Annotated in this window: 20 protein-coding genes and 1 pseudogene; 14 read left to right on the top strand and 7 right to left on the bottom strand. The window is 57.0% G+C overall.

Translation table 11 applies throughout. From position 1 onward, the window contains the following. Positions 1-118 precede the first annotated feature (118 nt). Positions 119-319: pseudogene (locus ACR0AM_RS20920) on the bottom strand (IS6 family transposase); the annotation flags it as partial. A gap of 61 nt (positions 320-380) precedes the next feature. On the opposite strand from ACR0AM_RS20920, the gene ACR0AM_RS20915 reads away from it, so the two are divergent. Then, positions 381-857 (top strand): hypothetical protein, encoded by a 477-nt coding sequence (locus ACR0AM_RS20915; RefSeq protein ID WP_480623917.1) that lies wholly within the window; start codon positions 381-383, stop codon positions 855-857. A gap of 162 nt (positions 858-1,019) precedes the next feature. Here the strand turns inward: ACR0AM_RS20915 and ACR0AM_RS20910 are convergent, their stop codons facing one another. From ACR0AM_RS20910 to ACR0AM_RS20900, 3 genes are all read right to left on the bottom strand, one after another. Next, positions 1,020-1,499, bottom strand: coding sequence for a SixA phosphatase family protein (locus ACR0AM_RS20910; protein WP_480623916.1), 480 nt, complete (start codon positions 1,497-1,499; stop codon positions 1,020-1,022). Positions 1,500-1,665: 166 nt separating this feature from the next. Next, complete coding sequence (locus ACR0AM_RS20905; RefSeq protein WP_050604676.1) at positions 1,666-2,220, bottom strand: ActR/PrrA/RegA family redox response regulator transcription factor; 555 nt, start codon at positions 2,218-2,220, stop codon at positions 1,666-1,668. Positions 2,221-2,301: 81 nt separating this feature from the next. Next, positions 2,302-2,928, bottom strand: a complete 627-nt coding sequence (locus ACR0AM_RS20900; protein ID WP_480496376.1) for an SCO family protein — start codon at positions 2,926-2,928, stop codon at positions 2,302-2,304. Positions 2,929-3,018: 90 nt separating this feature from the next. Between ACR0AM_RS20900 and regB the strand changes: the two genes are divergently transcribed. The 10 genes from regB to ACR0AM_RS20850 all read left to right on the top strand — a co-directional run bounded on the left by regB (position 3,019) and on the right by ACR0AM_RS20850 (position 15,625). After that, positions 3,019-4,416, top strand: coding sequence for a sensor histidine kinase RegB (regB, locus tag ACR0AM_RS20895; protein ID WP_480623915.1), 1,398 nt, complete (start codon positions 3,019-3,021; stop codon positions 4,414-4,416). A gap of 66 nt (positions 4,417-4,482) precedes the next feature. Further along, positions 4,483-5,988: a PAS-domain containing protein gene (locus ACR0AM_RS20890; protein ID WP_480623914.1), complete on the top strand. Its 1,506-nt coding sequence runs from the start codon at positions 4,483-4,485 to the stop codon at positions 5,986-5,988. A 42-nt stretch (positions 5,989-6,030) separates the two neighbouring features. Then, on the top strand, positions 6,031-6,504 hold the full coding sequence (gene tsaE, locus ACR0AM_RS20885) for a tRNA (adenosine(37)-N6)-threonylcarbamoyltransferase complex ATPase subunit type 1 TsaE (RefSeq protein WP_480623913.1): 474 nt from the start codon (positions 6,031-6,033) through the stop codon (positions 6,502-6,504). Next, the gene (locus ACR0AM_RS20880) at positions 6,501-7,505 is read left to right on the top strand and encodes an aminoglycoside phosphotransferase family protein (protein WP_480607707.1); all 1,005 of its coding nucleotides are present in this window, start codon (positions 6,501-6,503) and stop codon (positions 7,503-7,505) included. The genes tsaE and ACR0AM_RS20880 overlap by 4 nt, the downstream gene beginning before the upstream one ends. Further along, positions 7,502-8,188, top strand: coding sequence for a nucleotidyltransferase family protein (locus ACR0AM_RS20875; protein WP_480474431.1), 687 nt, complete (start codon positions 7,502-7,504; stop codon positions 8,186-8,188). Before ACR0AM_RS20880 ends, ACR0AM_RS20875 begins: the two co-directional genes overlap by 4 nt. Further along, positions 8,181-11,105, top strand: coding sequence for a double-strand break repair protein AddB (addB, locus tag ACR0AM_RS20870; RefSeq protein ID WP_480623912.1), 2,925 nt, complete (start codon positions 8,181-8,183; stop codon positions 11,103-11,105). Before ACR0AM_RS20875 ends, addB begins: the two co-directional genes overlap by 8 nt. After that, a complete protein-coding gene (addA, locus tag ACR0AM_RS20865; protein WP_480623911.1) occupies positions 11,102-14,461 on the top strand; it encodes a double-strand break repair helicase AddA in 3,360 nt (1,119 codons plus the stop codon). Before addB ends, addA begins: the two co-directional genes overlap by 4 nt. Positions 14,462-14,521: 60 nt before the next feature. Continuing rightward, positions 14,522-14,842 carry a thioredoxin gene (gene trxA / locus ACR0AM_RS20860; RefSeq protein WP_209505247.1) on the top strand — a complete coding sequence of 107 codons (321 nt, stop codon included), beginning with the start codon at positions 14,522-14,524 and terminating at the stop codon, positions 14,840-14,842. A 73-nt stretch (positions 14,843-14,915) separates the two neighbouring features. After that, positions 14,916-15,266 carry a Lin0512 family protein gene (locus ACR0AM_RS20855; RefSeq protein WP_480623910.1) on the top strand — a complete coding sequence of 117 codons (351 nt, stop codon included), beginning with the start codon at positions 14,916-14,918 and terminating at the stop codon, positions 15,264-15,266. After that, a complete protein-coding gene (locus ACR0AM_RS20850) occupies positions 15,263-15,625 on the top strand; it encodes a Lin0512 family protein (protein ID WP_480623909.1) in 363 nt (120 codons plus the stop codon). The genes ACR0AM_RS20855 and ACR0AM_RS20850 overlap by 4 nt, the downstream gene beginning before the upstream one ends. A 62-nt stretch (positions 15,626-15,687) precedes the next feature. Here the strand turns inward: ACR0AM_RS20850 and ACR0AM_RS20845 are convergent, their stop codons facing one another. Beyond that, positions 15,688-15,882, bottom strand: coding sequence for a DUF1127 domain-containing protein (locus tag ACR0AM_RS20845; protein WP_480623908.1), 195 nt, complete (start codon positions 15,880-15,882; stop codon positions 15,688-15,690). A gap of 197 nt (positions 15,883-16,079) precedes the next feature. On the opposite strand from ACR0AM_RS20845, the gene hslV reads away from it, so the two are divergent. Further along, positions 16,080-16,637, top strand: a complete 558-nt coding sequence (gene hslV, locus ACR0AM_RS20840) for an ATP-dependent protease subunit HslV (RefSeq protein WP_480496391.1) — start codon at positions 16,080-16,082, stop codon at positions 16,635-16,637. On the opposite strand, the gene ACR0AM_RS20835 is transcribed toward hslV, so the two are convergent. Beyond that, positions 16,629-17,870, bottom strand: a complete 1,242-nt coding sequence (locus ACR0AM_RS20835; RefSeq protein WP_480623907.1) for an MFS transporter — start codon at positions 17,868-17,870, stop codon at positions 16,629-16,631. The genes hslV and ACR0AM_RS20835 overlap by 9 nt on opposite strands. Positions 17,871-17,975: 105 nt before the next feature. After that, positions 17,976-18,377 carry a DM13 domain-containing protein gene (locus ACR0AM_RS20830; protein WP_480623906.1) on the bottom strand — a complete coding sequence of 134 codons (402 nt, stop codon included), beginning with the start codon at positions 18,375-18,377 and terminating at the stop codon, positions 17,976-17,978. Between the two features lie 197 nt (positions 18,378-18,574). Here ACR0AM_RS20830 and hslU point away from each other — a divergent pair, with 197 nt between their 5' ends. Then, positions 18,575-19,882, top strand: coding sequence for an ATP-dependent protease ATPase subunit HslU (hslU, locus tag ACR0AM_RS20825; protein ID WP_480623905.1), 1,308 nt, complete (start codon positions 18,575-18,577; stop codon positions 19,880-19,882). Positions 19,883-20,192: 310 nt separating this feature from the next. Then, positions 20,193-20,444: dTDP-4-dehydrorhamnose 3,5-epimerase family protein (locus tag ACR0AM_RS20820; RefSeq protein ID WP_480623904.1), on the top strand; the 252-nt coding region annotated here is incomplete at its 3' end.

Below are 20,444 nucleotides of genomic sequence, written 5' to 3'. Positions count from 1 at the left end.
ACAAAACACTGTTCCATTTTACTCTCCTGTCTTTGTTCCGATGCCATCATGCACCGGCCAAGAGAGCTGTCGCTCAATTACTCAGAGTCTCGTCCATTCTCCACGAACGATCACATCATGCATTTCGACGACGCGCTGCTTCTGCAATCGCACAAGAGTATCGTGTCACCCAGCGGTTCAGCGTCGTGTGATCGACCGATACGCCGCGCTCAGCCATGAACTCTTCGGGATCACGGTAGGAGACACCATAGCGAACATAGAAGAACACAGCGAATAGGATAACGTCCTTCGGGTAATGCGCACCTTTGAAGGAAACCATGAGCAGACTTTCAACTGGATAATGCCACCTCGCCTAACAGGTGCTAACTCCACGAAGGTCAATGGTCAAAAATTTGCAACAGATCCGGTCCGTCGTAGCGGTTTCAATGGAAGCATCTTCGGCCTGGAGAGCGGAAAATGCTGGGTGGATTATTGATACGAAAGCTGGTTGCAAAGTTTGGAACAACTTCCCTAAAGACGGTGAGGAAGAGGTGCAGTGGACCGGCGAATGCGACAGGGGTGGTCGCGCGTCAGACCAAGGTCGCATGACATGGTTTACGTATGGCTCGCCAAACGAAGTCCACGAAGCAAACTATTTGAGCGGCAAACTTAACGGTGCAGCAAAAGTCGAAGTGGGCAAGTCATACAAGGAAAAAACGATATTCAACGGCGTATTCCGGGACAATCTACCGAATGGTTACGGTGTGCTATTGCGCGAAGGAAATGAGTTCGCTGAAGAGTGGGTGGATGGGTGCTTGAAAGATGGTATCCACAGCGTTGCGTTTTTTACGTATCGTGACTCATGCGACCCGCTCTAACCACTCGCCATGCGGGTGCAAATTCCTATTTCAGGGAAATTTCTAAGCCGGTTAGTCCGCGTTGCTGACGTTGATGCAGTCTGAGCCGACCCTATGAGTTACTATAACCATCAGATGTCCGGTTTGGAAGCAAAGGCGGACTTGTGTAATGACGTTGCGGCATCAGCAGATGGACGTACACAGGGGGATCTGACGAGGGTTCAATAACAATAAACAGGTTGGCGAATTCGTTTTGATCGATGTTGACGTCTTCCACACACCAAGACCCTCCAGAATTTGTGGAATGGTCTCGGTATGTCCGACTATCAGCACGGCATCCTCGTCATGATCGAACTCAAGAACGTCCACTAATCCGGCGGTGTCGTCCCTAGGCAAGGCGTTGGCTGGAAGGCCGAGTGTCTCTGCAATAATTCGTCCAGTTTCCTGGGTCCGAAGCGCGTCCGACGTGATAACGGCACTAAGGTCAACGTGCTGTAGCATCTCGGCCCAATCCGCTGCACGCTGCCTGCCCTCGGGGGTAAGCGCTGGATCAGCCCCTGACAATTCCTTCTCGCAATGCCTAATCAAATACACCGCGTCCTGAGCAGCCACAGAGAAGCTCGTTGCTACAAGTAGCAGCAGACCAATACAGAAAAATCGCATGGATTGGTCCCTTTGCTGTTGGAATTTTGACATTCTTTCAAGCCCGCCGCTGAAAATCAAGGGAAGCTGGTGACAATGCGAATGTCAGCTTTTGTCCGCATTGCAGACTTAAAGCGTATCCTCTGATAAAGAACACTGATTCACATTGAACCAAATTCGCTGCCCACTATCGCGGACTGCGCTTCGCCAAAATCCGCTGCAAGGTCCGGCGGTGCATGTTCAGCCGCCGCGCCGTTTCGCTGACATTGCGGTCGCACAGCTCATAAACGCGTTGGATATGTTCCCAGCGCACACGGTCCGCGCTCATTGGGTTTTCCGGCGGCGGGGGCAGTTCGTCACCTTTAGCCAGCAGCGCATTCGTGATGTCGGTGGCGTCGGCGGGTTTCGACAGATAATCGGTTGCGCCGATTTTTACCGCGGCGACTGCGGTCGCAATCGCCCCGTACCCGGTCAGAACCACGACCCGGCTGTCGGGGCGCTTTTCGCGCAGAACCTCAACCACATCCAGACCATTGCCATCCTCCAGTCGCAGGTCAACAACTGCGTAAGCCGGTGGGCGGGCGGTGGAAATTGCACGACCTGCGGCGACGGATCCTGCGGTTTCAACCTCGAACCCACGCTTTTCCATGGCCTTGGCCAAACGTCTCAGGAACGGCTCGTCATCATCCACCAAAAGCAGGGATTTGTCAGGGCCGATATCAAGCTGAGAACTGTCTGCCATATGTTAGGTCTTTCCGCTATTTCATGCCTTTGGCTTAAACATGAGTAATAGCAGCGCAGAAACAAAGGTCAAACAACCTTGTTAATGCGCAGCCTGGTCCAGAAAGCACCCGACCTTGTCAGCCATCTGTTCGGCCGTGTCATCGCGCTTGAAGAATTCAAGGAAACCATGTTCGGGCGTCACCAGATAGGTGAAGGTGGAATGGTCAACAAGATAGAATTCGTCGCTTTTATCCTGTGCCTTGTAAAAGGTCTTGTAAGCCTTGCTCGCCGCCCTGACCTGTTCGGGTGAACCGGTCAGCGCAATCGTCTTACCGCCAAGATTGAAGGCATAATCATCCACAACCTCGGGCGTGTCCCGTTCGGGATCGATCGAGATGAACAGCGCCGTTGCCGACTGCCCGCGCTGGTTCAGGATATCCACGGCCTCAACATTGCGGGACATGTCAAACGGGCAGACATCAGGGCAGAATGTGTATCCGAAATAGACAAGTGTGGGTTCGGTGATAACGTCTTTGTCGGTCACCGTCTCACCTTTGCCATTCACCAGTTCAAACGGCCCGCCGATTGCAGCGGTCCCCCCGGCGATCTGCCCGGATCGGCACTGTGCAAACTGGTCGACGGATCCGCCCCCACGCGTCAAAAGCCACATCGCACCTAGGCCAATAGCCAGAACGAGAGTTGCAAGAATTGCGTATAGGCGGGTCATTTCGGTTTTCCGGTCGCAAGGAGTTGTTGATCGTTTCGGCCGGGACACCTAACAAGATGACCAGCCTTTGCAACAGGACATAAGCGACCAATGGCAGATTCCAATCAGACTTTTTGGCGCGGCCAGGAACGCAGCAGCTGGATCCGCCTGCGCACTCTGATCCTGTTGCGATGGGTTGCCATCTTTGGTCAGATCACCGCCATCACCGTGGCCCAGCAATACTATCATGTGCAGCTGGAACTGGGCCTGTGCTATCTGGCCATCGGGATCTCGGTCATGGGTAACCTGACCGCCATTCTGTTGTTTCCACAGAATAAGCGGATGTCCGAGTTCGAAAACTTCCTGATGGTTCTGTTCGATCTGCTGCAACTGTCGATCTTGCTGTATCTGACGGGCGGGCTGAACAACCCCTTTGCCCTTCTGCTTCTGGGGCCGGTCACGATTTCCGCCAATGTGATGAGCACACGGTCGACCTTGATTGTCGGGGCTGTTGCAATTGTTCTGACCACTCTGCTGGCGGAATTTCACCTGCCGCTGCGGACCAACATCGGGGTGGTTTTGGACATTCCGGAAATCCTGCTGTTTGGCAACTGGGCGGCTATCGTTATCGCCATCGTCTTTATCGGTGCCTATTCTCACCGCGTCAGTTCCGAGGTTCAGTCCATGTCCGAAGCGCTGGCTGCCACCCATATGGCACTGGCGCGCGAGCAAAAACTGACCGATCTGGGCGGCGTGGTCGCCGCCGCCGCGCACGAGCTGGGCACCCCTCTGGCAACAATCAAACTGACGAGTGCGGAACTGATCGAAGAGCTGGACGACCGTCCCGACCTCAAGGAAGACGCGGCCTTGATCCGCGAACAGGCCGATCGGTGCCGCGACATTTTGCGCGATATGGGTCGTGCCGGAAAAGATGACCTGCATTTGCGGCAGGCTCCACTTTCAACGGTGGTGAACGAAGCCGCCGAACCGCATGTTGACCGGGGCAAGGTCGTTCATTTTTCGGAAGGCCCGGCGCAGGACGGAGATGTGTTGCAACCCTCGATTCTGCGAAAGCCCGAGATCATTCACGGACTCCGCAACCTGATCCAGAATGCCGTAGATTTCGCCCGCGCCAATGTCTGGGTCGAAGCCGAATGGACGGACAGCAAAATCACCGTCAGCATCATGGATGACGGGCGCGGCTACCCGTCGCACATGATTGGCCGCATCGGTGATCCCTTCATGCGTCGCAGACGGGCCGAAGCCGACCTGCGAACCCGCCCGGAATACGAAGGCATGGGACTGGGGCTGTTCATCGCAAAAACGTTGCTGGAACGCAGCGGCGCCGAGCTGAAATTCGCTAATGGCACGGATCCGTATCAGCGTCTGACCGATCAAAAAGACAGGACAGGTGCAATCGTCAAGGTCTCGTGGCCGCGCAACCTGATTGACGCGCAAAAAGGTGACACTCCGGTTCCATCCGGTTCCAACAAACGCATTCAAGTATGAGTTAAGGAGCCGTTAACCTATCCTGCCCATAGTCAGCCGGGGTTTGGTTCTACCTTGGGGAAATTAATGGCCGATTGGATCATTCTGGCCGCGATCAGCCTGGTATCGGGATGCTTTGCCGTACAGTGGTTATTGCCACGCCAGACGCGACGCGACGATGTCTTTGGCTTGTTTTCAACAACATCCCTGTTTGATGCGGTATTCCTGTTTGATGGTGATCACCTGATCAGCCACTCCGATATCGCGCTTGCCGGGTTCGAGCATGTTGGAAGCTGGCAGGATTTGCACCGCCTGCTGAAAAGAGATTTCCCCACCTTCCCCGAAACACCCGAAAAAGTTCGCGACCAAAACGTACTGGTAATCTCGGCCATTGATTGCACAGTCGAACGCGAAGTGGTGTGTGAATGGATCGACGGGATTGTCCGCGTGCGTCTGCACGAACCGGCCAGAATATCTCCGACTGGGTCAAGCACGCTGAGTGAACCGAGCCGTCTGGCCATGGAACAGGCCCCCTATCCGGTATGGTTGCTGGATCACAACGGCCAGGTGCAGTGGTGCAATGCAGCTTATGTCACGCTTGTTCGCCGGGCGCGTGGTCAGGATGCCGATCTGACTGCCCCTCTGTTCCCGGACACCTCTGATGCTCCGTCGCTCGGAAAATCAAGAGTGGCGGTGGAAGTGACAGGAACCAACAGCAAGTTGTGGTTCGACCTGACGCAGATCGAGCAGAACGACGGGCGGTTATGTTACGCCACAGACATCAACGCCATTGTCGAAGCGGAAACCGCGCAACGCAAGTTCGTGCAGACCATGACCAAGACCTTTGCTCAACTTTCGATCGGCCTGGCCATTTTCGACCGCAACCGGCAACTGGCGTTGTTCAACCCGGCCCTGATCGATCTGACCACGCTGCCGCCGGATTTCCTCAGCTGCCGCCCGAACATTAGCAGTTTTTTCGACCGGCTAAGGGATCAGCACATGATGCCAGAGCCCAAGAACTACCGTACATGGCGGCGTCAGATGAACGACCTGCTCGAAGCGGCCGAGGGCGGCAATTATCACGAAACATGGTCGCTGCCCTCTGGCTCGGTTTATTCTGTAAGCGGCAGGCCGCATCCCGATGGGGCCGTTGCGTTTCTGTTCGAAGATATTACTGCCGAAATCACGTTGACGCGGCGCTTCCGGTCCGAGATGGATCTGATGCAATCCATATTGGACAAGCTGGCCGATGCAATCGCTGTATTTGCCGATGATGGCACTCTGGCCCTTACTAACTACGCCTACGAAAAGCTTTGGGGCGACGCACAGGAAATCGGCTTTCAGACCGACACGGTCACCGATGTTACGCGGCGGTGGCAGGACCATTGTGTTGCTACGCCGATCCTCGGAGAGATCCGGGATTTTGTCGAAATGCGGGATAACCGGGCGGAATGGACGGCTGAAATCCGGATGCGGTCAGGCATCACTTTGGACTGCACGGTTTCACCAGTTCATAACGGTGCGACGATCGTGCGGTTTGCACCCGTGGATCTTCTGACAAAAACCGCCCCGTTGGAACAGATCAGCGCCTGAACCGGGGTTGCAGCCGATTGGGCAGAACGTCATTGTGACGCCATGACGACGACCTCCCAAACCCTGACGTTTAAATCGCCCGATGAAACCGCAGATTTCGCGGCCCGTGTCGGGTCTTCGCTTGGTTCCGGGGATGTCCTGTTGCTTAGCGGCGCAATCGGCAGCGGCAAGACGCATTTCGCGCGCAACCTCATTCAATCACTTATGCCTGAACCGGAAGACGTGCCATCACCCACATTCACTTTGGTTCAGACCTATGACACCCCTGCCGGTGAGATCTGGCACTGCGATCTTTATCGGCTGAACGCGTTAGAGGAAGTGGATGAACTGGGTTTGGTTGAAGCCTTTGACACAGCAATCTGCCTTGTGGAATGGCCGGAAAAACTGGGCACACTAGCCCCTGTCGCAGCGTTAAAACTGGCCTTCGAAACAGACCCTGACACAGAAGAAACCCGCCACATGTCCTTGTCATGGACCGATCCGAAATGGGTAGACAAGTTGGAGAATGCCGGATGACAAACAGGACTGTCCTGGCAGAGGCCCTTATTGCACAAACTCCTTGGGCCGGGGCAACGCGTGCACCACTGGCCGGCGACGCATCGAACCGCCGGTACGAACGCGTGACCGATCCGGTCAGCGGGCGAACGGCTGTCCTGATGGATGCACCACCTGACAAGGGCGAAAGCGTCGAATCGTTTGTGCGTGTTGCCGAGTATCTGCGTTCGATTGGCCTGAGTGCGCCCGAGATTTACGCAGAAGACGCTGAATATGGATTTCTGCTGCTGGAAGATCTGGGTGATGATCTGTTTGCACGCGTCCTGAAAAAAGACCCGTCCAAAGAACGCCTTTTGTACGAGGCCGCGACAGACGTGCTGCTGCACCTGCATCAGGCGCCAATATTATCACTACCGTCTTACGATCCAGCCCTGATGACGGACCTGGCGGCACTGGCGCTTACGAAATATGCCGCTGGCATTCAGGGCAATGTTGATCAGGACGTTCTGGACCGGTTCGAACTTCGGTTTGCAGATATTTTGCACCGCGAAACCTCTGGGGACAAAGTTGTCATTCAAAGGGACTATCACGCAGAAAACCTTCTGTGGCTGCCCAAGCGCGACGGCATAAGGCGCGTCGGATTGCTGGATTTCCAATTGGCCATGCTGGGGCACCCCGCCTATGATCTGGTGTCCTTGCTTCAGGACATTCGCCGCGATGTTTCGGTCGGGACAGAAATGCAGATGATCAACCGCTATATTGCAGGGTCAGGTATGGACGATCACGAATTTCGTACCGCGTACAGCGTATTGGGCGCGCAGCGAAATCTTCGCATCCTTGGCGGTTTTTCGCGGCTGGCAACCGACTACGGCAAGCCGCAATATCTGGACATGATCCCGGCGGTCTGGTCGCACCTCATGAGGGATCTGGAACACCCTGCCCTTGTTTCGGTGGCCTCGCTGCTGCACGACGCTCTGCCCCGACCAACACCTCAGAATTTGGCCAGGCTGAGGCCCCAATGACCGGATCACCCTTTGCCGTAATGTTGTTTGCCGCCGGGTTTGGCACCCGTATGGGCGCGTTGACCAAGGACCGACCCAAACCGCTGATCGAAGTGTCCGGGCGCGCCCTGATCGACCACGCGCTGGATCTTGTCGACAACCTTGGCCCTGTTCGCACAGTGGCAAACGTGCATTACCACGCCGATCAGCTCGACGCGCATCTCAGGCCCAAAGGCATTCTGATATCGCCGGAAGAGCCGGAGATTTTGGAAACCGGCGGCGGGTTGCGCGCAGCCCTGCCATTGCTGGGCACCGACCCTGTGTTCACACTGAATACCGACGCAATCTGGTCCGGCCCAAATCCATTGATGCTGCTGCAAAACGCATGGGACCCGTCCCGCATGGATGCGCTTTTGATGTGTGTTCCGACTGCGCAGGCCATTGGTCACGACAGGCCGGGTGATTTTACCGCCGATCAGGTGGGGCGGATCACGCGTGGGCCCGGCTTGGTTTACGGGGGCGCGCAGATCCTCAAGACACAAGGGTTGCACGCCATTTCGCAACCGGCGTTTTCCTTGAACCTGCTTTGGAACCAGATGCACGATCAGGGGCGTTTGTTCGGCATCGAGTATCCCGGTCGCTGGTGTGATGTGGGCCACCCCGATGGGATCGCTCTGGCCGAGGATTTGCTGGCAGATGTTTGACCCCGGACCCCTGCCTCGCGTCTTCGCCGTCCCGCCCGGTACGGATTTCCCCAAGGCGTTGGTCGACGGCCTGAGGCGGCGTTGTTCAGGCCCGCCCGAGGCTTTGGCGCGGGTGGGGCTGGTGTTGAACACGCGGCGTATGGAACGGCGCGTACGTGATCTGTTCAATCAGGGGCCACCATGCCTGCTGCCCCGCATCACGCTGTTAACCGATCTGGGGGACAGCGCTGATCTGGCGCATATTCCACCTGCCATTCCACCCCTTCGGCGGCGTCTGGAATTGTCTCAGCTGGTCGCCAAATTGTTGGAACAACAACCGGATCTGGCCGCGCGGTCGTCGGTTTTTGACCTGTCCGACAGTCTGGCGGCGCTGATTGACGAAATGCAGGGCGAAGGTGTGTCACCGGACACGATCCGGGGGCTGGATGTCAGCGACATGTCCGGCCATTGGGCGCGGGCTCAGACCTTTATCGGTATCGCGGATCGCTTCATTGACACTGGCTCGCAGGTGATGGACGCGCAGGCCCGCCAACGCCGCGTGGTCGAAAACCTGATCACCCGCTGGCAAACCGATCCCCCCCTGCATCCGGTTATTCTGGCCGGGTCGACCGGTTCGCGCGGCACCACGCTGATGCTGATGGATGCCGTCGCGCGCTTGCCGCAAGGGGCGCTGGTACTGCCCGGTTACGATTTCGACCAGCCGGATCACGTTTGGGAAGGGTTGGATGATGCGTTGACTTCGGAAGATCATCCGCAATACCGGTTTCGCAAGCTGATGCGCGGGCTGGGCCTGTCACCCGGTCAGATTACTCCATGGACAGACCTGAACGCCCCCTCACCTGCCCGTAACCGTCTGGTTTCCCTGGCTTTGCGCCCAGCCCCGATCACCGATGCCTGGATGAGCGAAGGCCCGAAACTGGCTGATCTACTCGGCGCAACCAAAGACCTGACACTGGTCGAGGCGCAATCACCGCGGGACGAGGCTTTGGCCATTGCCCTGCGCCTGCGACAAGCTGCCGAAACCGGTCAGACCGCCGCCCTGATTACGCCGGATCGCATGTTGACCCGTCAGGTCAGCGCCGCGCTGGATCGGTGGAACATTCTGGCAGATGACAGCGCCGGTCTGCCGCTGCAACTCTCACCTCCGGGCCGGTTTCTTCGACATGTGGCTGGTCTGTTCACGCGCCGTCTGGAGGGAGAGGCGCTGCTTACCTTGCTAAAGCACCCTTTGTGCCATGACGGCAGTGAACGCGGTAAACATTTGCTGCACACGCGTGATCTGGAACTGGATCTGCGCCGCAATGGCCCACCATTTCCGGATGGCACCAGCCTCACCGCATTTGCAGTACGCAAAGAAGCCCCCGAAAGCTGGGTCCATTGGGTTGTTCACCACTTCTGCGATCAGCAGATCAGTGGCGAGTTGGCGCTTTCCGACTGGGTAGATCGGCTCACAACACTGGCCGAGGCGATCTCGGCTGGCAGCGCAGGTGAAACCGGCACGCTGTGGGACAAGAACGCGGGTCAAAAGGCGCTGGCAGTGCTGAATTCTCTCAGGGATGAGGCGCAACATGGCGGGCCGATGACAGCCCATGATTTTGCCAATCTTCTGGGCGCGCTGCTTGCCGGGGAAGAGGTCCGCGACCGCGACGCGCCACATCCGCATATCATGATCTGGGGCACACTCGAAGCGCGGGTACAAGGTGCAGACCTGTTGATCCTTGGCGGATTGAATGAAGGCAGTTGGCCAGAGGCACCGGCGCCCGACCCCTGGCTGAACCGACAGATGCGCGACAGGGCGGGCCTGTTATTGCCTGAACGCCGGATCGGCCTGTTGGCGCATGACTTTCAACAGGCCATCGGCGCGCCCGAGGTCTGGCTAACCCGCGCAACCCGCTCGGATGATGCGGAAACGGTGCCGTCCCGTTGGGTGAACCGGCTGACAAACCTGTTGCAGGGTCTGCCTGAGCAGGGTGGCCCCCAAGCGCTGGCCGAAATGCGCGCCCGTGGCCAAAACTGGCTGAACTGGTCCGAGGCTCTGGAAGACGCGCCGCGCATTGACCCCGCGCCACGCCCATCCCCGCGCCCGCCAGTTGTCGCGCGTCCGCGTCACCTGTCAGTAACGGAAATCAAGCGACTGATCCGCGATCCCTATGCCATTTACGCCAAGCATGTGCTGCGGTTGAAACCTCTCGATCCGCTTGTCCAGGCACCCGACGCGTTGCTGCGGGGGATCGTGATCCACGAAATCCTCGAACATTTCGTCAAGGATAGCGTGCTCGACAACGCCCTGCTGACGCGTGAGAATTTTCTGAAACGCGCGCACACATTGCTGGAGCAGCATGTCGCCTGGCCCACGGCGCGACATCTGTGGCTGGCGCGGCTGGAACGGATCGCAGACGACTTTATCAGCGCTGAACTTTCGCGCCGGGGTGACGGTGGGCCAGTGGCCTTTGAAGCGGCGATGAAGCTGGTGCTGAACCCGTTGGACTTCACCATCACAGGGCGCGCTGACCGGATCGATCACAACAGCCGGGGGGCCTTGCGGATCATCGACTATAAAACCGGCGCGCCTCCAACAGAAAGCCAGCAATCCAAATTCGACAAGCAATTGCTGATCGAGGCCGCAATGGCCGAGCAGGGCGGTATCGAGGGGCTTGACCCGATGGCGGTGGCAGAGGCCATCTTCATCGGTATGGGTGGTGCCTATAATGAGGTGCCCGCGCCGCTGCTGAAAGAACCCGCCGACAAGGTTTTGACCGAGCTGAAAGAGTTGATATCAGCCTATTTAGAGTCTGATCAGGGGTATTCGTCCCGCCGAATGCTGCACAAAGATACGGATATCGGTGACTATGATCATCTTGCCCGGTTCGGCGAGTGGGACCGGACAGCCGAAATGCGCCCCGAGGATCTGACATGAGCGCGCGCAACGAAGCAACCGAACGGCAGGTGCAGGCCTCGCGACCCGATGCCTCGACCTGGCTGGCCGCCAATGCAGGGTCAGGGAAGACACGGGTTTTGACCGATCGGGTGGCGCGCCTGCTGCTGGGTGGCGTCCAGCCACAACACATTCTTTGCCTGACCTATACCAAAGCTGCTGCCAGCGAGATGCAGAACCGATTGTTTGACCGTCTTGGCAAATGGGCAATGCTTGAAGATGCCAGGCTGCAAAAGGACCTGGCCGAACTGGGCGTGACCGGCGCCATCGATTCAGACCGGTTGGCACAAGCGCGCACCCTGTTTGCCCGCGCCATTGAGACGCCGGGCGGCTTGAAAATCCAGACAATTCACTCTTTCTGCGCCTCGTTGCTGCGTCGTTTCCCGCTCGAGGCCGGAGTCAGCCCGCAGTTTTCGGAAATGGAAGACCGTGCGGCAGCTTTGCTGAGGGAAGAAATTGTTGAAGATTTCGCGGAAGGCCCGCAGGCACGGCTGATCGAAGACGTGGCCCGGTTTGTCACCGGTACAGGCTTTGACAAGCTGACTGCGGCGATCGCCCAAAAGCGCAACCTGTTCGCGCAACAACTGGATTGGTCTGATCTGTTGCAACGCTTCGAGCTGCCCTCGCATTTTAGCGATAATGCGTTGTTCCAAAGCGTTTTTTTGGGTGGTGAGGTTGAGCTGATCCAGTCAATGTTGCCCCTATTGCTCGAAAGTGGCGGCAATAATGCCAAGGCAGCGGCAAGGCTGGCAGGGTTTACCGAAGCACGATTGGCTCACTTGCCCATGCTGGAAGACGTGCTGCTGACCGGAAAAGGCGCAAAAGAACCGTTCACCGCCAAGATCAACGGCTTTCCCACCAAGCCCCTTCGCGAAGGTGCGCTGGCGGACCGGATGCCTCAACTCGAAGCTCTCATGCTGCGGGTCGAAGCTGCGCGTGAACGCCGACTGGCGCTGATTGCTGCCCAGAAAACCGCCGTTTTGCACCGCTTTGCCGCTGCATTCCTACCGGAATATGAGCGCTGCAAGCAGTTGCGGGGGTGGCTGGATTTCGACGATCTAATCCTGCGCGCACGTCAGGTTCTGAATGACCCGGCGGTGGCTGAATGGGTGCTGTACCGTCTGGACGGGGGTATCGACCACATTCTTGTCGACGAAGCGCAGGACACCAGCCCCGATCAATGGGATGTGGTGGAAAAACTGGCTCAGGAATTCACTAGCGGGGAAGGGGCCCGATCAGGGGTCGAGCGCACTATCTTTGTTGTCGGCGATAAAAAACAATCGATCTATTCCTTTCAGGGCGCCGACCCGCAAGCCTTTGACCGTATGCAGGAAGAGTTTGACCGGAAACTCTCTGATTCAGGCTCTAAACTGTGGGATTCGACGCTGGAATATTCATTCCGATCCTCCAGCGCGATCTTGTCTCTGGTCGACACGCTTTTTGAAAACCGCGCCGATGCAGGATTTCAGAAGGAAAGTCAGCACCGCGCCTTCAAATCCGATTTGCCCGGTCGGGTTGATCTTTGGCCCGTCGTCGAGAAAGTCGAGGACGCGGAAGAAGGGCATTGGACCGATCCGGTGGACCGGCCCGGATCACGGCACCATACCGTTATTCTGGCCGAACGGGTGGCTGCGTCGATCAAAAAAATGATCGATGACGGCGAAACTATACCTGAAGACGGGGACACACAGGGCCAGTTTGTTCGACGCAAAGTTCAGCCCGGTGATTTTCTGATCCTTGTGCAACGCCGGTCTGACCTGTTCGCCGAGATCATCCGCGCCTGCAAGGTTGCCGGGCTTCCCATCGCCGGGGCGGACCGGCTGAAAGTGGGTGCCGAACTTGCGGTCAAGGATCTGGCTGCGCTGCTTAGCTTTCTGGCGACGCCCGAAGACAGCCTGTCGCTGGCGACAGTTCTGAAATCCCCACTGTTCGGATGGTCCGAGCAGCAGCTTTTCGATCTTGCCCATCGGCGGGAGGAGCAATTCCTGTGGGCTGCTTTGCGCAGACGCGCCGACGATTTCCCCAAAACTCTGGCCGTTCTGAACGATCTGCGCAGTCAGATCGACTTTCTGCGCCCCTATGACCTGATTGAACGCATTCTGACCCGACACGACGGGCGACGAAACCTGTTGGGCCGACTGGGACCCGAGGCTGAGGACGGTATCAATGCCCTGCTATCGCAGGCGTTGGCCTACGAGCGGACGGATATCCCCAGCCTGACTGGATTTCTGGTCTGGATGCAGACCGACGATCTGGAGATCAAACGACAGATGAGCGGGGTCGGAAATATGATCCGGGTGATGACGGTGCACGGCTCGAAAGGTCTGGAGGCTCCGATCGTCATTCTGCCTGATACCGGCAAACGCCAGCCGCCACGCGACGCCGAAATCATGGTGGCAGACGGGACACCCCTGTGGAAGGTTTCGGCAGACCAATCGCCGAACCTGATCACTCGCGCCCGGACAGAGGCGCGCACCCGCGAGGAAAATGAACGGCTTCGCTTGCTTTATGTGGCTCTAACAAGGGCTGAAAAGTGGCTGATCGTGGCAGCGGCAGGTGATTTGGGTAAAGATGGCAACAGCTGGTACCAGATGGTAGAAGCAGCGATGGAAAGGGCCGGGGCAACGCAACTGCCTGGTTCAGATACACGTCGGCTGTCCCATGGCGACTGGGATGGGTTGCCACTGGTCGAGCTGTCACGCGCATCGGCCAAACATTCAGATCTACCTGATATGTTCCTGCACCCAGCACCTGAACCGGTTGTACCTGCGGCCACCATCAGCCCTTCGGATCTGGGTGGGGCCAAGGCGTTGCCAGGTGACGCTGGTCTGGATGAAGACGCTGCCAAACTGCGCGGAACCCGCGTGCACCTGCTGCTTGAGCATCTGCCCAAAGTCACACAGGACCACTGGCCAGAGCTTTGCGCCCGCCTGCTGCCCGGCATGGGGCAAGAGGATCAGAACGCATTGCTGACCGAAGTCACAGGCGTGCTGACATCCGAAAGCCTGCGACACATTTTCACGCCGGACACACTGGCCGAAATACCTGTCACCGCCGAACTGCGCGGGCAGCGAATGTACGGGATTGTCGACCGCCTGATCGTGACGGACATCGAAGTCCATGTGATTGATTTCAAATCAAATGCCACCGTTCCGAACCGGGTCGAAGATTGCCCCGAAGGGTTGCTTCGCCAAATGGGCGCGTATGCGCAGGCCCTGTCGCAGATCTATCCGGACCATAAGATACGCACCGCAATCCTTTGGACAAGAACGGCAAATCTTATGTGGTTGCCACACGATCTTGTGACGGATGCCGTGGCCTGCACCCAGATATCTTGACCTTGCCTACTGCCACCCCTACCTTCACAGCCCAAGCGCATTTCATTCAGGAGACATAATATGTCGACCGTAGCCGTCACCGACGAAACCTTTGACGCCGAAGTCAAGAACTCGGACGTTCCAGTTGTAGTGGATTTCTGGGCCGAATGGTGCGGACCCTGTAAGCAGATTGGTCCGGCACTGGAAGAGCTGGCCGCCGAATATGGCGGCAAGGTCAAGATCGCCAAGGTGGACGTGGACAACAACCCGAACTCTGCCGCCGCCATGGGCGTGCGCGGCATCCCGGCGCTGTTCATCTTTAAGGACGGTCAGGTTGTATCGAACCGCGCAGGCGCTGCCCCCAAAGCCGCGCTGCAAAGCTGGATCGACGAATCCATCTGATCTGGCGATAACGGATTGTTCGAAAGGCGTCTCAGATTGGGGCGCCTTTTTTGTTGAAACGGCGGGGAAACCAATGGCAAAAACGCGCGTTCTTGTAGAATTCGGGATGGGCACATCCCTGCGCCGGATGGACTATACCGAAGCGTCGCTGCGGGCGATCAGGGACGCGCTGTGGCACAACTCGGTCAATATGGCCGAACTTTTTGGTTTCCCGAAAGAGGCGATGATCATTGATGCCGAGATCGGCGTGCAGCAGCCGGATCAAGTGGATACCGACGCCCTCAAAGCCGTTTTCCCTTATGGTCAGCCCAACATTACCGTCGCAAAAGGTGGGTTGGACATCGAAAAACCGAATGGTGACGGCCACACGGTGATAGCCAACGCTGCACTGATCGTTTCTTTCAACATGGACCCGGCGCAATGAGTGAAAAGCGGATCATCCTGGAAATGGGCACTGGTAATGACCTTTATGGTCAGGATTATACCAAAGCAGCCCGCCGCGCGGTACAGGATGCGCTGCATCATTCATCCATCACGCTGTTTTCAAAGCTGGGGATCGATCACAACGAAATGCGCGTGCTTGTGACAATCGGCGTTCAGAATCCGGAACAGGTGAATTGTGAATTGGTTGCTGCCGACTTGCCGCGCGGCCGAGCCGAGGTTCGCACGGTCAAAGGTGGTCTGGATGTAGCTGATGACGAAGCTGGCACTCTGCACGTTATTGCAACTGCCGCGGTCGAAGCCTTTTTACCCGATCTTTCCGGGAAATACATCCAGAGTTGAGCAACGAAAAAGCCGCTCGGAAATCCGGGCGGCTGGTTCGGTTTGACGATCTGTCGGTTGGATCAGAGTTTAGCGATATCCGCGCGGCTCAGACCGATATCGTCCAGCTGCGTGTCGCTGAGTTCCGACAGAAGGTTCCGTGTTTTACGGGCTTCATTCCATGCGACAACATTGTCGAATGCATTGATGAAAACGTCCGCCACGTGCAGGATGGTAGCTGCTCCGAGCGGCGCATGAATATTAGCTGTGGTTGCCATGTGCGCAGTCCTTTTTGAAGAAACAGCCGACCCGTCGTCGGTTGTGAGCCTCATCTAGTACCGCTTGGCCGGACTCACAATTGCTGGTCTGGTAACCCCGAATTGCATTTTTTGCATATCTTTTGGGCAGTTTGGCAATGGGTTGCGCCAACAACCGGTCCGGCCCATATATACCGCCAGCAAAAGCGGAGACGATCATGGCAGATAACGACTTTCCCGGTTGGCACGGCACAACGATTATCGGCGTCAAGAAGGACGGTCATGTCGTCATTGCTGGCGACGGTCAGGTGAGTCTGGGTCAGACCGTGATCAAGGGCACCGCGCGCAAGGTGCGCCGCCTGTCTCCCGGAGGGTTCGAGATCGTGGCAGGTTTTGCCGGATCGACAGCGGATGCCTTCACGTTGCTGGAACGGTTGGAAGCCAAGCTTGAGGCTACGCCCGGCCAACTGGCCCGCGCCTCAGTTGAACTCGCCAAGGACTGGCGCACAGACAAGTATCTGCAAAAGCTTGAGGCGATGCTGATCGTGACAGACGGCAAGGATCTGCTTGTCATCACCGGGGCAGGGGATGTTCTGGAACCCGAACACAATGTGGCTGCCATCGGGTCAGGAGGCAACTTCGCTCTGGCCGCCGCGCGTGCCATGATGGACAGCGACAGATCCGCAGAGGACATCGCCCGGCAATCCATGGCCATCGCAGCAGATATCTGCGTCTATACCAATGGCAACCTGACGGTTGAGACGATCTCAGGCTAAAAGCGCTTTGATCTCTTTGCCTTTCCATCGACGGTGCATGCCGATCAACCCCAGGACCGCCGCTACGATCACGATGTAATAGGGCACGCGGATATCGATGCTCATCAATCCGCCACCGATCAGTGACATGATCCCCCCCGCAAGGCAGAACACGGCGGTGGCCACGCCCATGGCCCAGCCCTGATCCGCCTCGCTGACGCTTGAGGAGAACAGGCCCAACAGTGTTGGATAGGCGACCCCGAACAGGAAATAGAAGAAAAACACCGGGACATAGCTGAATACACCGCTTGGGCTGAAGGCAAAGGCAAACCCGCAAATGACCATCACCACAAGCGACGTGTAAATGATCGCGTGTTTGCTGAACCTTTCCTGGGCAGGCTTCACCAGGAATGTACTGGAAAAGGCCAGCGCCACTCCGATGACCACCATCGCCACGCTGCCCCCGATGACCCCATACCCGAATGCGCTGGTTAGGAAATTGTCGACAAACACGTAGAATGTGACATTGGCGATCATGAAAAACGAATAGACCGGCAGGATTTTCAGAACCAGCGGGTGTTCGCCAACTGCGATCAGGCTGTCGGTAATATCACGGGGGCGAAACACAAAGGGCTCGCGCTTGGTTCGGGTGTCCTTGAAAAAGAGCAGCACCAGAAATATCGCCACCAGAACCAACACGAACGCGCCATAGAACGGGGTTTTCAACGTGGCAAAGCCGCCGAATAACGCCGAATCCGACAAAACCGCGCCTATGATCGGCCCGCCGACAAGGCCAAAGCTAACACCTGTCACGATGTAGCCCATGTTTCGGTCCCGGTCAGACGCGTCGGTGCTGCCATCGATCATCGCCGCCTGCGCGATGGGCTGATTACCCGCAGTGAACCCGGTTATCGAACGGCCAACGATCAGCAGAAGCAGGTTATTGAGATAAAGCGCCACAATGGTCAACGCATATCCGGCCAGCGCCCCCCCAAGGCAGACCAGCAATGCATTCTTTCGCCCAATCGAGTCAGACACTTTCGAAACATAAACAACGCCCAGAAACCACGACAGGAAAAAGCATCCGATCACCAGACCATAATAAAAATGCCTGCGGCCGACAGGCGTGCTTTCCAGCAGGAAACCGGAGCTCGTTTCCATGATCAGCGAATTGATGATGGGAAAGACCAGACCTTGTCCGATCAAGTCCACGAACACCACGAACAGCAGGGTGATCTTGGCAATTTTCGTCATACAACTCGCCCCGTGCTCAAATGCTTTGGGGCGAGTGTAGCAGATATGCGCCGTGTCAGCTAACGACGGATTAGAGGCCGGATGATCCGGCCTCTGTCGTTCAGATTATTTAAGCGACGCAACACCCAGCGGGACGCCAGCGACCTCACACCAGATGTAAACTTCGTTGTAGCCCGAGATGTCCATAGTTGGAGGCACCGCATAAGATTGCTTGCCTTTCAAATTCAGCAGTGCACCCAGCTTAGATGACGGGTCGTATTTGCCATCCTTACCGAATGCCACACGCGGGTCGGGGCCACCGTCCAACGAAAAGTCGTTGCCCAATTCAACGATATAACGATCGCCATCCTTTTTTACTTTGACCGAGCCGCTGGTTTCGTGCTTCGAGCGCCCCTCGAAATGACCCTTTTTCTTGTCACCCCCGGCCAAAGCCGCATTGGTGCCGACCAGAGTCAGAGCCGCGCCAGTGGCAGCCGCGTTCAGAAAAAGTGAACGACGAGTCATCATTTTATGTTCTCCATTAGATAAGTGCGGGCGACTTTGCCCGTTGACGGAGACTATGCGCAGCAAATATCTGTGTGGCGATTCACATCACCTCGAATTTCCGTGTTCGGTTCGTGTGTTGGCGTGAGTTTTTTGTGATCAGCTTGTGTTTTTGCAGCTTATGATTAGGTTCCGGTGCGAAACAAACGGATAGAACACATATGACCGACCTGACCCCGCGCGAGATTGTCTCGGAACTGGATCGTTTCATTATCGGGCAAAAGGATGCCAAGCGCGCCGTGGCCGTTGCCCTGCGCAACCGCTGGCGCCGCAAGCAGTTGCCGGACGATATTCGCGAAGAGGTGTATCCAAAGAACATCCTGATGATCGGCCCCACCGGTGTCGGCAAAACCGAGATCAGCCGCCGTCTGGCCAAGCTGGCGCGCGCACCCTTTATCAAGGTCGAAGCCACGAAGTTCACCGAGGTTGGCTATGTCGGTCGCGACGTGGAACAGATCATCCGCGATCTGGCCGATGCCGCCATTCTGCAAACCCGGGAATTCATGCGCGAAGACGTCAAGGCCAAAGCCTATCAGGCCGCCGAAGACCGCGTGATTGACGCCATCGCTGGTACGGATGCCCGTGAAGGCACACGAGAGATGTTCCGCAAAAAGCTCAAGTCGGGTGATCTGGATGAGACGGTCATTGAACTGGACGTCGCGGACAGTTCAAACCCAATGCCGATGTTCGATATTCCGGGACAGCCTGGCAGTCAGATGGGGATGATGAATCTGGGCGATATCTTCGGTAAGGCGTTTGCCGGGCGCACTGTTAGAAAACGTCTGACTGTCGCCGAAAGCTATGAGGTGCTGATCGGGGAAGAGGCCGACAAGCTGCTGGACGATGAGACGGTCACCCGCACCGCATTGGAATCGGTGGAGCAGAACGGCATCGTTTTTCTGGACGAGATTGACAAGGTCTGTGCCCGCACAGAAGCGCGTGGTGGTGATGTAAGTCGTGAAGGGGTGCAGCGCGACCTGCTGCCCCTGATCGAAGGCACAACCGTCTCGACAAAGCACGGTCCGGTTAAAACCGACCACATCCTGTTCATCGCATCCGGTGCGTTCCATATCGCCAAACCATCAGACCTTCTGCCCGAATTGCAGGGTCGTCTGCCCATCCGGGTAGAGCTGCGCGCGCTGACCGAGGAAGACTTCGTGCGTATCCTGACCGAAACCGACAACGCATTGACCCGTCAGTACACGGCCCTCATGGCCACCGAAGAGGTTACGGTTGGGTTTACCGAGGATGGTATTGCCGCCCTGGCGCGGATCGCAGCCGACGTGAATCAAAGCGTTGAAAACATTGGTGCGCGGCGGCTTTACACCGTCATGGAACGGGTCTTTGAAGAGCTGTCATTCACCGCACCAGACAGGGCCGGAACGGAAATAACGGTCGATGCGCAATTCGTGAACGACAATCTGGGCGAATTGACCAAGTCGGCGGATTTGAGCCGTTACGTTTTGTAGCAGCTCGGATCCGATACTGCCGCTTTTCCCGTTTCTTTCCTCCGCTCTTTCGTTCCAAACAAAGCGTTTTTCTATTCACGTGATTGCATTCTTGGCCACCAGCAAGGAATGGACAATCAGAAGTTCAGCAAAGAGCCCCGTCAAGAAAGTCGCCAAAGCCATCAGACGCAAAACTCGACAAAAGAGCTTACCCATTCAACTTGTTCGCGCGGTCAGTTAACTACGCTCTGAAAATTTCGAATCGAAGTCACATTTCAGATACGTGCGGCAAATCCAAAACGTATGCAACAGACGTTTGAGGTTAGGTGTTATGGAGATTGAGCGGACGGGGTTGTCGGGTGTGTTGGTTATTCGCCCGCAGCGGCATGGGGATTTGCGGGGTTTTTTTTCTGAAAGCTGGAACAAGGCGCGGCTGGAGGAGGCTGGGGTTGTGTTGCCGGAGTTTGTGCAGGACAACCATTCGCTGTCGTTCGCGGTGGGGACATTGCGCGGCCTGCATTTTCAGGCGCCCCCGCATGCGCAGGGCAAATTGGTGCGGGCGGGCCGGGGCGCGCTTTATGAT

The sequence above is a fragment of the Ruegeria sp. AD9 genome, from assembly GCF_056542305.1.
Note: the sequence above shows the minus strand (reverse complement) of the source record. Positions and strands in the feature narration are given on the sequence as shown.

Bases quoted from the DNA above. Each gene is read 5' to 3' on its own strand.
- ACR0AM_RS20915 (WP_480623917.1), top strand. From the start codon at position 381: ATGGTCAAAAATTTGCAACAGATCCGGTCCGTCGTAGCGGTTTCAATG.
- ACR0AM_RS20910 (WP_480623916.1), bottom strand. From the start codon at position 1,499: ATGCGATTTTTCTGTATTGGTCTGCTGCTACTTGTAGCAACGAGCTTC.
- ACR0AM_RS20905 (WP_050604676.1), bottom strand. From the start codon at position 2,220: ATGGCAGACAGTTCTCAGCTTGATATCGGCCCTGACAAATCCCTGCTT.
- ACR0AM_RS20900 (WP_480496376.1), bottom strand. From the start codon at position 2,928: ATGACCCGCCTATACGCAATTCTTGCAACTCTCGTTCTGGCTATTGGC.
- regB (WP_480623915.1), top strand. From the start codon at position 3,019: ATGGCAGATTCCAATCAGACTTTTTGGCGCGGCCAGGAACGCAGCAGC.
- ACR0AM_RS20890 (WP_480623914.1), top strand. From the start codon at position 4,483: ATGGCCGATTGGATCATTCTGGCCGCGATCAGCCTGGTATCGGGATGC.
- tsaE (WP_480623913.1), top strand. From the start codon at position 6,031: ATGACGACGACCTCCCAAACCCTGACGTTTAAATCGCCCGATGAAACC.
- ACR0AM_RS20880 (WP_480607707.1), top strand. From the start codon at position 6,501: ATGACAAACAGGACTGTCCTGGCAGAGGCCCTTATTGCACAAACTCCT.
- ACR0AM_RS20875 (WP_480474431.1), top strand. From the start codon at position 7,502: ATGACCGGATCACCCTTTGCCGTAATGTTGTTTGCCGCCGGGTTTGGC.
- addB (WP_480623912.1), top strand. From the start codon at position 8,181: ATGTTTGACCCCGGACCCCTGCCTCGCGTCTTCGCCGTCCCGCCCGGT.
- addA (WP_480623911.1), top strand. From the start codon at position 11,102: ATGAGCGCGCGCAACGAAGCAACCGAACGGCAGGTGCAGGCCTCGCGA.
- trxA (WP_209505247.1), top strand. From the start codon at position 14,522: ATGTCGACCGTAGCCGTCACCGACGAAACCTTTGACGCCGAAGTCAAG.
- ACR0AM_RS20855 (WP_480623910.1), top strand. From the start codon at position 14,916: ATGGCAAAAACGCGCGTTCTTGTAGAATTCGGGATGGGCACATCCCTG.
- ACR0AM_RS20850 (WP_480623909.1), top strand. From the start codon at position 15,263: ATGAGTGAAAAGCGGATCATCCTGGAAATGGGCACTGGTAATGACCTT.
- ACR0AM_RS20845 (WP_480623908.1), bottom strand. From the start codon at position 15,882: ATGGCAACCACAGCTAATATTCATGCGCCGCTCGGAGCAGCTACCATC.
- hslV (WP_480496391.1), top strand. From the start codon at position 16,080: ATGGCAGATAACGACTTTCCCGGTTGGCACGGCACAACGATTATCGGC.
- ACR0AM_RS20835 (WP_480623907.1), bottom strand. From the start codon at position 17,870: ATGACGAAAATTGCCAAGATCACCCTGCTGTTCGTGGTGTTCGTGGAC.
- ACR0AM_RS20830 (WP_480623906.1), bottom strand. From the start codon at position 18,377: ATGATGACTCGTCGTTCACTTTTTCTGAACGCGGCTGCCACTGGCGCG.
- hslU (WP_480623905.1), top strand. From the start codon at position 18,575: ATGACCGACCTGACCCCGCGCGAGATTGTCTCGGAACTGGATCGTTTC.